Source organism: Arachidicoccus terrestris, assembly GCF_020042345.1.
Taxonomy (GTDB): Bacteria; Bacteroidota; Bacteroidia; order Chitinophagales; family Chitinophagaceae; genus Arachidicoccus; species Arachidicoccus terrestris.
Genome location: NZ_CP083387.1, coordinates 587,578 through 599,089, shown reverse-complemented (window position 1 = coordinate 599,089; position 11,512 = coordinate 587,578). Strand labels below are relative to the sequence as shown.

Annotated in this window: 11 protein-coding genes and 1 riboswitch; of the genes, 10 read left to right on the top strand and 1 reads right to left on the bottom strand. The window is 48.1% G+C overall.

What is annotated here, in order from left to right:
* Window positions 1–9: 9 nt before the first annotated feature.
* Window positions 10–1,119: a glycosyltransferase family 4 protein gene (locus K9M52_RS02350; protein WP_224070465.1), complete on the bottom strand. Its 1,110-nt coding sequence runs from the start codon at window positions 1,117–1,119 to the stop codon at window positions 10–12.
* 704 nt (window positions 1,120–1,823) lie between these two features.
* Between K9M52_RS02350 and K9M52_RS02345 the strand changes: the two genes are divergently transcribed.
* The 10 genes from K9M52_RS02345 to K9M52_RS02300 all read left to right on the top strand — a co-directional run bounded on the left by K9M52_RS02345 (window position 1,824) and on the right by K9M52_RS02300 (window position 11,433).
* The gene (locus tag K9M52_RS02345) at window positions 1,824–2,105 is read left to right on the top strand and encodes a hypothetical protein (RefSeq protein ID WP_224070464.1); all 282 of its coding nucleotides are present in this window, start codon (window positions 1,824–1,826) and stop codon (window positions 2,103–2,105) included.
* Window positions 2,105–3,652, top strand: coding sequence for an FAD-dependent oxidoreductase (locus K9M52_RS02340; RefSeq protein WP_224070463.1), 1,548 nt, complete (start codon window positions 2,105–2,107; stop codon window positions 3,650–3,652). The genes K9M52_RS02345 and K9M52_RS02340 overlap by 1 nt, the downstream gene beginning before the upstream one ends.
* 122 nt (window positions 3,653–3,774) lie before the next feature.
* A riboswitch (TPP riboswitch) is annotated at window positions 3,775–3,870 on the top strand.
* A gap of 57 nt (window positions 3,871–3,927) precedes the next feature.
* A complete protein-coding gene (gene thiS / locus K9M52_RS02335; protein WP_224070462.1) occupies window positions 3,928–4,161 on the top strand; it encodes a sulfur carrier protein ThiS in 234 nt (77 codons plus the stop codon).
* Window positions 4,162–4,218: 57 nt separating this feature from the next.
* Window positions 4,219–6,060 carry a phosphomethylpyrimidine synthase ThiC gene (thiC, locus tag K9M52_RS02330; RefSeq protein ID WP_224070461.1) on the top strand — a complete coding sequence of 614 codons (1,842 nt, stop codon included), beginning with the start codon at window positions 4,219–4,221 and terminating at the stop codon, window positions 6,058–6,060.
* Complete coding sequence (locus K9M52_RS02325) at window positions 6,060–6,791, top strand: thiamine phosphate synthase (RefSeq protein WP_224070460.1); 732 nt, start codon at window positions 6,060–6,062, stop codon at window positions 6,789–6,791. Before thiC ends, K9M52_RS02325 begins: the two co-directional genes overlap by 1 nt.
* Entirely contained in the window at window positions 6,767–7,675 is a 909-nt protein-coding gene (locus K9M52_RS02320) for a bifunctional hydroxymethylpyrimidine kinase/phosphomethylpyrimidine kinase (RefSeq protein WP_224070459.1), read from the top strand. The genes K9M52_RS02325 and K9M52_RS02320 overlap by 25 nt, the downstream gene beginning before the upstream one ends.
* Before the next feature lie 36 nt (window positions 7,676–7,711).
* On the top strand, window positions 7,712–8,491 hold the full coding sequence (locus K9M52_RS02315; RefSeq protein ID WP_224070458.1) for a thiamine phosphate synthase: 780 nt from the start codon (window positions 7,712–7,714) through the stop codon (window positions 8,489–8,491).
* A gap of 63 nt (window positions 8,492–8,554) precedes the next feature.
* Entirely contained in the window at window positions 8,555–9,415 is an 861-nt protein-coding gene (locus K9M52_RS02310) for a thiazole synthase (RefSeq protein WP_317197279.1), read from the top strand.
* 39 nt (window positions 9,416–9,454) lie between these two features.
* Complete coding sequence (gene thiH, locus K9M52_RS02305) at window positions 9,455–10,642, top strand: 2-iminoacetate synthase ThiH (RefSeq protein ID WP_224070457.1); 1,188 nt, start codon at window positions 9,455–9,457, stop codon at window positions 10,640–10,642.
* 23 nt (window positions 10,643–10,665) lie between these two features.
* On the top strand, window positions 10,666–11,433 hold the full coding sequence (locus tag K9M52_RS02300; RefSeq protein WP_224071881.1) for a HesA/MoeB/ThiF family protein: 768 nt from the start codon (window positions 10,666–10,668) through the stop codon (window positions 11,431–11,433).
* The last annotated feature ends 79 nt before the right edge of the window (window positions 11,434–11,512 follow it).

The following is an 11,512-nucleotide window of genomic DNA, read 5'->3' as shown; positions in this document are numbered from 1 at the left end:
TCGCGCACTTTATATGATCTTTGTGACCAGTTGTTGACTGAGCGCATTATTCCAATTATTTTTTCTTAAGGGCAGATGCCTGTTTTTTTCTTGAATGGACTCAATGACCTGATGATAGGTACGTATATAAGCGGTGGCCATTTTATTGGCGGTAAACCGGTTTTCGAAGTTTCTTCGTATGGTGTCTCTGTTTAACTGATCCACCCATTTAATGGCTCTGATGGCCTGCTGAGGTGTCTTCACCAGAAATCCATCGGTGCCGTCACGCAGTATTTCAGGAACTGAACCGCGTGGATAGGCGATCACCGGTGTGCCGCAACTCATTGCTTCTATAAGTACCATTCCGAAGGGCTCTTCCCAGCAAATAGGGAACAGCAACGCTTTTGCCTCACCCAGAAAATCAGTTTTTTCTGCTTCGCCTATTTCACCGATGAATTCGACGAGCGGGTGATGTAGTAAATGTTTTATGTTGCGGTCAAAGTAATCCACTTCAGAGGGGTCGATTTTGGCCGCTATTCTCAATGGAATATTCGCGCCAATCGCTATTTCAATCGCTTGTTCAATTCCCTTTTCCGGTGAAATCCTTCCCAGAAAAGCCAGGTAGCCGCCTCGTCCCTTTCCGGTATGATGCAGATCTTGAGGAATGCCATGGTAGACGGTTGAAAGCCATCCGGCACCAGGCAACGGTATACGTTGATTATTTGAAATTGAGACAATTCTTTCATTGGGAAAATTCCTATATATAGCCATATTTTCTGCCAGATCCTGCCGGCCGTGAAGTGTCGTTATATGCGGTATGTTACTATGCTCCAACCAGGGAAAATGCAGGAAGTCTGTATGAAAATGCAGTAAGTCAAATTCATGCGCCCGTGCCATCACTTCCTTTAATTGAATGACCTGATAAGAAATCGGATTGCTGCATTGGTTATCCATTCTAAGGCACTTGCCCACTACAGGAACGAGAGATGCACTGGTACGGGAGTCGCCGCTGGCAAACAGCGTTACATCATGCCCCATGGCCACCAACTCCTCCGTCAGATAGTGTACAACTCTTTCTGTACCGCCATAAAATCTGGGTGGAACCGCTTCAATTAAAGGTGCAATTTGTGCAATTTTCATAAAAAGGATGTTTTAAATTTTATTAATTATCTAACAAGCAGCTCTCTTTGCTTCGCTACTTAATCCCAACTAATTTTAGTCCATTTTTTGGGCGTGAAATAGCGTTTTACAGTTGGAAGAGCGCTGGTTAGGCGGTCTGTCACTGAAATCTGCTACATTGAAGCATTCGTTCTCGAGTTTTTTAAAAGTTAATTAATTTAAAGGCCGGGTTTTAATCGTCAGCCTACTTTTTTTACCCGGCAGATTGTAGCAATATTGGCACAGAATGCGGAAGCGAGACCCCCTCCCTTAGTGTCGCAGTTTTTTCAGGCAGTGCGTGTATGGGTTTTCTGGTGATCCTCAGGTGGGCATGGCCGGGAACAGTCATCTCTGATGTATGTCTTTTTCCGGTTAAGTGCGCATCATTTTATATGAGTTTAATATGAATAGCCGATCTTGCCGTTTTGCCCTGTTAATGGTCTGCTTTGACCGTTTTTTTTAAACACTTTATCAGTTGTTCCATAAACGCAAAGGGAGGAGGGGCGCCCCTGGAATAATATGGGGTATAAATTGCCACCGCTATGCTGGCAGAACGATGGCGGGGTATGCAGTTTTAAGGCTATCTGATGGCTTATTTTTCTGGCATGCATTCTGAAATGTGAGGGATAAGGGGAGCGCTATGAGCGGTGATCTCTCTTGAAATGTAATCATTAAATGTGTACATTATGAAATCTGCAACAACCACAAATCACAGTACCATAAAACAATGGGTAGAGGCACGTGAAGGAAAGCCCAGTATCATTAAGACATCTGAAAAGAAAAATAGCGGTATTCTCCGAATCGATTTTCCGGGATATAGCGGAGATGACTCACTTGAAGCGATATCATGGGACCGGTTTTTTGATATCTTTGACCGGGAAGAGTTACAGTTTCTCTATCAGGAGAAAACAGCGGAAGGAGCGGTGAGTAACTTCAATAAGTTTATTGACAAAGACGAAAATTCCTGATGATGATGAGGCCAACAGGATCAATATGGGAGGCGGACAGTTTGGAAGTGGATTTTCCGGGCCTGGCAGCAGAACATATAACAGATGTCTTGATTATCGGCGGAGGTATCACAGGTATATCACTGGCGGCCCTGCTTGCGGAACAAGGTCAGCCGTCAACTGTGGTAGAGGCTTGCCGGGTTGGAAAGGGCACGACGGGACATAGCACCGGTAACTTATATGAATTAATGGATACTTCTCTTACTGAGTTCTGCGATAAATATAATGAAGAGAAGATGCGAAGTGTTACTCAGGCCAGGAAGAAGGGACTTGAACTCATCGCGGACTTGACCAACAGATATGCTATTGAGGCGAAACAGCGCCGCTGTGATATGTATTTATTTAGTATGGATGCAGATGGTATTGATTTTAACCGGCAGGAATTCCGTGCTGCGAGAAAATTAAATTTGCCGGTCAGGGAGGCAACTGGAGATGAAATTCCATTGCCATCATTTGAAGGTTTTAAGCTGGAAGGGCAGATGCAAATTAATCCGTTGCGCTATGTTACGGAGCTCAGTCAGAAAATAAGCCCTGAACTTGTCAAGATATTTGAAGCTTCGCCGGTTATAGAGATGCAGCGCGAAAAAGATCATTTTACCGTGCGTACCCGCGACGGGATCATTCATGCAAAAACTGTCGTTCATGCCACCCACACGCCGAAAGGCTTGATGTTTGAGCAGGCGCTTTTAGGCCCTTACAGGGAATATGGGATTGCTTGCCGGCTAAGCCATGCACTTGCCTTTAACGGTATATATTGGGGGCAGTTAAAAAATGAGAAATTTTCTGTCCGGTTTTATGAAATAGAAGAGGTGCCGTATGTGCTGGTGATTGGTAAAAAGCACAAGACGGGCGATGTGATGGATAATGAAAGATTGATTAAAGAACTGAAGGAATTCGCTTATCAGTATTTTCCTGTACAGTCAGTGGTGTATTGCTGGGGTGGCCAGCATTACAGGCCAGCTGACCTGCTTCCTTATATAGGTAAGACTGGCCCCGGTGAATATATAGCCACCGGATATGCTACGGATGGTCTTGTGTATGGCACGCTTGCCGCCTCCATTCTCAGGGATCTTATTTTGGAAGGGAAAAGTGAATTTGCGGCATTATTTTCTCCCTCCAGGTTTAATCCGCTTAAGTCGGCAAAAAACTTTGTCCGGGAAAATATCGACGTTGCGGCTAAGTTGGTCAAGCGGGTGCTTGACATCGGAACTTATCATGACAAAGATTTTTCGAAAGTACAGGTGGAAACGGGCGAAGTGATTAATCATGGAGGTCATAAATTAGCTGTATACAGGGCACCGGATAAAAAACTCATTGTTAAATCTGCTGTTTGCCCGCATATGGGATGTATCGTTGGGTTCAACAGCGCTGAACAATCCTGGGATTGTCCCTGCCACGGAAGCCGGTTTGCCGTAACCGGTGAGGTGCTGGAAGGGCCATCTCTGGCGCCGCTGGCTTCTATAACAGGTAATAAAGGGAAGGTTGAAATTATTGAACCTAAGCAATAAGAAAACGCGGGATAATAATTCCTGATTAGCTGCTTCAGCATATGGGTGTAAGTTTATTTTATTAATTTTAGCTCAAAGTATCAGATATTGTTTTTGGTGGATAGTTAAAGATCCTTACCTTTGAATCGCTTTAGGGGTGTCTACAATTGTAGGCTGAGATTTTACCCTCTGAACCTGATCTAGTTCATACTAGCGTAGGGAAAAGTGAAATGCTTTCTTCTGCCGTCCGGCATATAGTGGTCATTCCTAAAGTATTCAATTAAAAAACTTTAGGAATGGAACTGGAAATTAATCAGAAAAAACAGAATTTCTCCTTAGAGCCAGCAGGCGCTGACGGACTTTCAAATCCCTTGTCGCTGGAAAATGTGATGGAGCAGCTTTACCCCGATCGCCCCGGTGGTATTGCCGTTGCATTACATGATCAGGTCATTGCCAGAGCTAACTGGCCATCGACCTTTTTGAAAGAGCATGACAAGTTATTGATTCTAACCGCCACACAGGGTGGTTAATGCGCTCATAACAAATTTCTTACCGATTATATTATTTAATTCAACAGGTTATTATTTATGGAAAACTCCTTAGATGCCCGGTCACCCCAACAAAAAATTTCTCAGGGGCCGATTTCCGGATCTCGTAAAATATATGTATCCGGTTCAATAAACGCCATACAAGTTCCGATGCGCGAAATCATGCAGGCAGACACGAAAGGCGCTGACGGCAGGGCGGTTCCCAACCGGCCGGTTGTCGTTTATGACAGCTCCGGTGCCTACACGGATCCAAAGATCCCTATTGATATTCATCAGGGGCTTCAGCGTTCCAGGGATTGCTGGCTTAGCTTGAATAAGGATATAGAAGAGCTCTCCGGCCCAAGTGCACAGTTTACAAAAGCCTTGCTGGATGGCGCTCCGGCTTCTTCGATACCCGTATTTCCCGGGAAATCCAGGCCCAAAAGAGCAAAAGCCAATGCGAATGTTACCCAGTTGCATTATGCCCGTAAAGGGATTATTACCCCTGAAATGGAGTATGTCGCGATTCGGGAAAACCAGCATCTGGCCTTGATGGGAGATCTTGATCCGGTATTGAACGCTCAGCATCCGGGAGAGGCTTTTCATGCCGGAAGAATACCGGAAATCATCACGCCTGAGTATGTCCGCGCTGAAATTGCGGCCGGCCGGGCGATTATACCCGCTAATATCAATCATCCGGAAATGGAGCCCATGATCATTGGCCGTAATTTTCTCGTGAAGATCAATGCCAATATCGGTAACAGTGCGGTTATCTCCGATATGCATAATGAAGTTGAAAAAGCGGTCTGGGCTTGCCGTTGGGGGGCGGACACGATTATGGATCTTTCTACCGGTAACGATATTCACGAGACCAGGGAATGGATTATCCGTAATGCGCCGGTACCCATTGGTACAGTGCCTATCTACCAGGCACTGGAAAAAGTAGACGGTATTGCCGAAAACCTTACCTGGGAAATCTTCAGGGATACCTTGATTGAGCAGGCAGAGCAAGGTGTTTCTTATTTTACCATACATGCCGGCGTATTGCTGCGTTATATTCATCTTACGGCAAAAAGGGTGACCGGCATTGTTTCCAGAGGTGGATCGATCATGGCCAAATGGTGTCTGTTTCATCATAAAGAAAACTTCTTATACACGCATTTTGATGAGATCTGTACGATCATGAAAAGTTATGATGTCGCTTTTTCACTGGGTGACGGCCTGAGGCCCGGCAGTATCGCAGATGCGAACGATGCGGCACAATTCGCTGAGCTGGAAACCTTGGGCGAACTGACGCGCATGGCCTGGCGGCATGATGTGCAAGTGATGGTAGAAGGGCCGGGGCATGTTCCCATGCATATGATTAAAGAGAATATGGATAAGCAACTGGCGGAGTGTGACCAGGCGCCCTTTTATACCTTAGGGCCCCTCACCACAGATATCGCACCGGGATACGATCATATTACTTCAGCAATCGGTGCTGCCATGATCGGTTGGTTCGGCACCGCTATGCTTTGTTACGTGACACCTAAAGAGCATCTGGGCCTGCCAGACAGAGAGGATGTGAAAACCGGCGTCATTACCTATAAGCTGGCAGCGCACGCGGCGGATCTGGCCAAGGGGCATCCGGGGGCTCAATATAGAGATAATGCGCTTAGTAAGGCCCGTTTTGAATTCAGATGGGAGGATCAGTTTAATTTATCTCTTGATCCCGATACGGCAAGAGCGTTCCATGATGCGACACTTCCTGCACCGGGCGCTAAGCTGGCGCATTTTTGTTCCATGTGTGGTCCCAAGTTTTGTTCCATGAAAATAACGGAAGAGATCAGGAAAAGTGCATTATCCGGCATGCAGGATATGGCGGACAAGTTTAAAGAAACCGGAAAGGAAATCTATCTTTAATGATAATTGTAATCTCCAGACCGGAACTTGCCGATGTCCGTTTATCATACGGCGAGGTCGCTTTGATGACAGCGCTGCTGGACCAGGGGCTCGAACTGCTGCATGTTCGCAAGCCCGCGGCGGATTTTGCTGCGTTGACATCTTTGATAGATCAGTTTAAAATGGAAGATCGGCCAAAGATCGTTCTGCATCCGCCTAAAGATTTGTTGGGCGATCCAGATACGGAAGGCCGGTTGGGGCAACTGTTGCAATGGATGGAACAAATGGGTTTATACAGGTTGCATATTCCGGGGTGGTTGCGTGTACAGGCTGCAGAGGCACTCTTATCAAGCCTGAGATCTGTGGAGCATAGAATGGCCTTCTCCACCGGTATTCATACACCTGCTGAGCTTGATGCTTTGTCCCAAAACAGGAAATCTTCTCTGCGGTATGATTATGTATTGGTCAGTCCACTGTTTGACAGTCTGTCCAAACGCGGGTATAAAGCAAATCCAGCCCTCTGGCGAGTGGTACGGGAAAATAAAAACCCTCATGGTTGCAGACGAATAGCCATGGGTGGCATTCAGGCGAAAAGCCTGCCGGCTATAAGAAACGCTGGTTTTGACGGTGCCGCTTTACTGGGTGCTGTCTGGCGTTCTTTAGATGTCGATAAGCCGTCGGCGTGGGAAAAGAAGATAACGGGCTACTTTAAAATCTGTTCAGGTATATGGAAAAATATGGGGATACGGTGAAGCGTATTTTACAGGCAGAGACCGATAGACCCTTTGTGCTGAGCATTGCAGGGGTTGACCCAAGCGCGGGCGCAGGGCTGTTGTCGGATATAAAAACGTTGCAGAGCCAGGGTGTCTATGGGCTTGGCCTTGCCAGTTGCACGACAGTTCAGACAGATGAAAAGCTCTATCATGTCGATTGGCAAAACGTAGAAACGATCTGCTACTCTCTTAAAACATTATGTGCGCGCTTTGCTATCCGGACAGTAAAAATAGGTGTTATGGCAGACCGGACAATGCTGCAGAAAATATTGACGCAGATTCATGAAGATCTGCCGGAAGCTTTGATTGTATGGGATCCTGTATTAAAAGCCTCCTCCGGCGTCCGGTTTTTCCATCTCACGCAGGATGACCTGACAGGCAAGAATGCCGTCTGCTGGACATCTATTTTGCAGCGCTGTCATGTGGTGACGCCCAATGCGGAAGAGGCTATTATACTGTGTCGGCTATTGGGTCTGGAACGCAGCTCAGGACTTGACACTTCTGCGGCGACCCTGGATCCGCTTATGCGGCAAATAAGCCGGTGTGCCGACACGGCAGTGGTACTTAAAGGGGGCCATCTGACTGATAGCCCCCCTGTTGATACCTTATATCATTTTGTATCTGCTACTCAGACATTGGAAGTTCATGTAGCTGGAAGGAAGTGGAAGCGAGAGCAAAAGGAAGCAGACAACGCCCTTGCCGGAAAGCATGGCTCAGGTTGTGTACATAGCAGCTTCCTGGCTGCGGCGCTGGCAAAGGGCCTTCCGTTGCCAGAAGCCGTGGTGCTCGCCAAAGATTATATGGAACAATTTTTATGTACGGGCCGGGGAAACCTGGGTGTACATGCCATGCATCATAGCTGACAGGGAGCCCGATAATTATATTAAAAACAGGGAAAGATGAATCATTTACCCCGTATTGCCATACCTGATGTAAAAAAGAGCTGGGCCAGATGGCAATTTGTTTCTCAAGGCGCAATGCCGGCAGAGCATCTGTTTTATATTCATCTGGCGCTGGAAGCCGGATGCCGCTGGATACAGCTGCGACTCAAAGAAGTAGATGAGCCGGATATTATTCGAACCGGCAATGCAGTGGCGCAGCTTTGCCGGGCCTATAATGCCAGATTTATATTAAATGATTATCCTCATCTGGTAAAAATGGTGCATGCCCAGGGCGTGCATCTCGGTCTGGAAGATCAGCCGGTTGCAGCAGCCAGGCAGCTCCTGGGGCGTGACTATCTTATTGGCGGAACGGCGAATACCGGCGGCGATGTGTTGGCAAGGGTAGCGGAAGAAGTAGACTATATTGGTCTTGGCCCTTACAGGTTCACCCGTACAAAAAAGAAGCTGAGCCCTGTGCTCGGGCTGGAAGGCTACAGGCGGATACTGGGGGAAGATAAAGAGCGAAGAGTAGTCCCCTGCCCGGTCTATGCGATCGGCGGGATTATCCCGGAGGATCTGCCCCTGTTAATGGGAACGGCAATAAATGGCGTCGCTATTTCGGGATGGTTGACCCGGCTGGTGGATCTGACAGCCCTGCAGGTCTCTAGAAGGTCCCTTACTTTAGATAATGTCATTGACCAATACCATCAATGGAAAATCCGGTATCCGGATGCTGTGCCTCACGTATCGGGGCAGGTAAAAATACTGGACGCTCTATTACATGAAAATTCAGTCTGATTTCAACTGCTGGGTGTTGAGTGGCTGGTAGGGTTATAAGCGTGGAATAATAAAAAATAAAAAATGGACACTACAGAAACATTAGAAAGAACGAAAATGGGCGTGGTGGAAGATGCCCTTGTCATCGCAGGAGAAACATTTTCTTCCAGACTGTTACTGGGGACAGGAAAATACGGAGACCTTGCGGTCATGCGTACCGCCATTGAAACTTCGGGCACAGAAATGGTCACACTGGCACTTCGGCGTTTGCAGTCAAGGCAGAGCGGTACGGCAGGGCTAAGTGAAGGCGGCTCGTTGCTGGACTATATTCCCAAACAACCAGGGAAAAACGCACCGCATAGTCAGCCCATGCGTTTGCTGCCCAATACCTCTGGTGCCAGAAATGCTGCCGAAGCTGTATTAGCGGCGCAGCTGGCACGGGAACTGCTGCATACTAATTTTATTAAACTGGAAATTCATCCTGATCCGTCACACTTGATGCCGGATCCGGTGGAGACCCTACAGGCAGCGGCCGTCCTTGTTCAAAAAGGTTTTATCGTACTGCCTTATGTACATGCCGATCCCGTTCTTTGCAAGCGGCTCGAGCAGGCAGGTGTAGCAGCCGTAATGCCGCTTGGATCGCCCATTGGAAGCAATCTGGGCCTCAAAAGCCGGGATTTTTTGGAGATAATTATTGCAGAGGCTACTATACCCGTCATTATTGATGCGGGCATTGGCAGCCCCTCCGATGCGGCCCTGGCAATGGAAATGGGCGCAGACGCCGTACTCATCAGCACGGCCGTTGCGACGGCTGCCGATCCTGTCACAATGGCCACTGCCTTTAAACTGGCTGTCGAAGCAGGCAGGCTGGCCTATCGTGCGGGACTGGCCGGGCGCGGAAGGCTGGGAGAGGCCAGCAGTCCGCTGACCGACTTTTTATCCTGATCAGCCGGGCTATATTCTTATCACGAAAAATATTCTAAAATGGCAGATATGACATCAAAGGCAGCCGCTGACACGCCACAGGCCGCCGCAGGAACCGATTTTTTGACCGTTTTTAATCGTTACAGCTGGGAAGAGGTTCAAAAAAAGATCCGTCTTAAAACAGCGCAGGATGTGTTAAACGCATTGCAGCATTCCCGTCCGGGATTGGAAGAATTTATGGCATTACTGTCAGTTGCCGCGGCGGGTTATCTTGAGCCGATGGCCCGCAAGGCCAGGCAGCTGACCGTGCAGCGGTTCGGCAAGACCATTCGCTTATTCGCACCCCTTTATCTGAGCAATAAATGCCAGAATATATGCACCTACTGCGGCTTCAGCCTGGACAATAAGATCCCCAGGAAAACACTGACAGCGCTGGAGGTTGAAGCGGAAGCCGCGATATTAAAACAATATGGGTTTGACCAGATACTCTTGGTAACGGGAGAAGCGGCCAGGGAAGTCAACACTGATTATTTTGTGCGCACTGTGAGGCAGCTGAAAAAACAGTTTGCCCAGATCTCTTTAGAAGTGCAGCCGCTCTATGAGCACGAATACAAAGCGTTAAATGAGGCCGGCGCTTATGGAATTACCGTTTATCAGGAGACCTATCACAGAGCCGCTTATAAACAGTACCACCTCAGAGGCCGCAAAGCCAATTTTGATTTCCGGCTTGAAACGGCTGAAAGAGCCTGCCGGGCAGGTATCCGTAAAATAGGGATGGGCGTCTTACTCGGCCTGCAGGACTGGCGGGTAGACAGTTTTATGACAATGCTGCATCTTCGGTTTATGCGCCACCGTTACTGGCAGACCGGATACAGTCTGTCGTTTCCCCGTCTCCGGCCGGCCGCAGGGGCGTTGTCACCGGCTTTCCCGGTTTCTGATAAAGAACTCTTGCAGCTGATCCTGGCTTATCGTATCTGTGATCCGGATCTGGATATTTCTCTGTCCACCAGAGAGACTGAAACCTTTAGAGATCATCTTATCGGGTTGGGGATAACCACAATGAGTGCAGGCTCCAAAACCAATCCCGGCGGTTACGCTACTGACAGTGACTCTCTGGAGCAGTTTGAAATCAGCGATGAGCGATCCCTGGCCACTATCTGTCAAGTCATTCAACAGGCAGGATATGATCCTGTTTTTAAGGACTGGGATCTGGCGCTCGCGGCGGGTAATAGTGATGCATATTTTTAAAATTATAAAATTTACTTGTGAAAATGTATCAGGATCCATCAGGGACTATCACTGACAAACCGGAAGCCACTGATCATGCTCAACTGACCAAAGAAGACTTTATGTTATATGGCCGCCAAATGCTGGTTCCCGAGATCGGCGCCGAAGGCCAGCTGAAACTCGCCAGGTCAAAAGTCATGGTGATCGGTGCCGGTGGACTGGGCTGTCCTATTCTCCAGTATCTGAGCGGTGCCGGGGTCGGGCATCTGGCCTGTATCGATTTTGACCATATCGAAATACACAACCTGCATCGGCAGATACTGTATAGGCCGGACCAGACCGGACAGTTAAAAGTGCAGGTGGCGGCTGATGTGCTGGCGGCGCGGCGCGGGCCGGGTAGATTTGAATGGAAAAATGAAAAATTGACCCGCGAAAATGCCGGGAGATTACTGAGCGGTTATGACCTGGTGATAGACGGGACTGACAACTTTCCTACCCGCTATGCGGTCAGTGACAGCTGTCGTACACTGAAAATCCCGGTGGTGTATGGCAGTATCCTCGGATTTGAGGGGCAGCTGGCTGTTTTCGGGCATAAGGGAGGAAAAACACTGCGTGATCTGTTTCCTGAGCCGCCAAAACCAGGTTCCGCCCCTAATTGTGCTGAAAATGGTGTACTGGCCACTTTACCCGGTATTATCGGGCTACTCATGGCGCAGGAATCCCTGAAATTGCTCATGGATTTGCCGGTACTGCATAACCAGCTGGTGTTATTCAATACCCTGAACTGGCAATGGAGGACGTTATCCTTTTAATGGAAGGGTAGTGCTGTGCCTTTCGGCAATTTTTTTAGCTAAGTGCGCGCTACCAGTTAGGCAAAATTCTTACCTTCGC

Coding starts and splice junctions, on each gene's coding strand:
- K9M52_RS02350 (WP_224070465.1), bottom strand. CDS start 1,119: ATGAAAATTGCACAAATTGCACCTTTAATTGAAGCGGTTCCACCCAGA.
- K9M52_RS02345 (WP_224070464.1), top strand. CDS start 1,824: ATGAAATCTGCAACAACCACAAATCACAGTACCATAAAACAATGGGTA.
- K9M52_RS02340 (WP_224070463.1), top strand. CDS start 2,105: ATGATGATGAGGCCAACAGGATCAATATGGGAGGCGGACAGTTTGGAA.
- thiS (WP_224070462.1), top strand. CDS start 3,928: ATGGAACTGGAAATTAATCAGAAAAAACAGAATTTCTCCTTAGAGCCA.
- thiC (WP_224070461.1), top strand. CDS start 4,219: ATGGAAAACTCCTTAGATGCCCGGTCACCCCAACAAAAAATTTCTCAG.
- K9M52_RS02325 (WP_224070460.1), top strand. CDS start 6,060: ATGATAATTGTAATCTCCAGACCGGAACTTGCCGATGTCCGTTTATCA.
- K9M52_RS02320 (WP_224070459.1), top strand. CDS start 6,767: ATGGAAAAATATGGGGATACGGTGAAGCGTATTTTACAGGCAGAGACC.
- K9M52_RS02315 (WP_224070458.1), top strand. CDS start 7,712: ATGAATCATTTACCCCGTATTGCCATACCTGATGTAAAAAAGAGCTGG.
- K9M52_RS02310 (WP_317197279.1), top strand. CDS start 8,555: ATGGACACTACAGAAACATTAGAAAGAACGAAAATGGGCGTGGTGGAA.
- thiH (WP_224070457.1), top strand. CDS start 9,455: ATGGCAGATATGACATCAAAGGCAGCCGCTGACACGCCACAGGCCGCC.
- K9M52_RS02300 (WP_224071881.1), top strand. CDS start 10,666: ATGTATCAGGATCCATCAGGGACTATCACTGACAAACCGGAAGCCACT.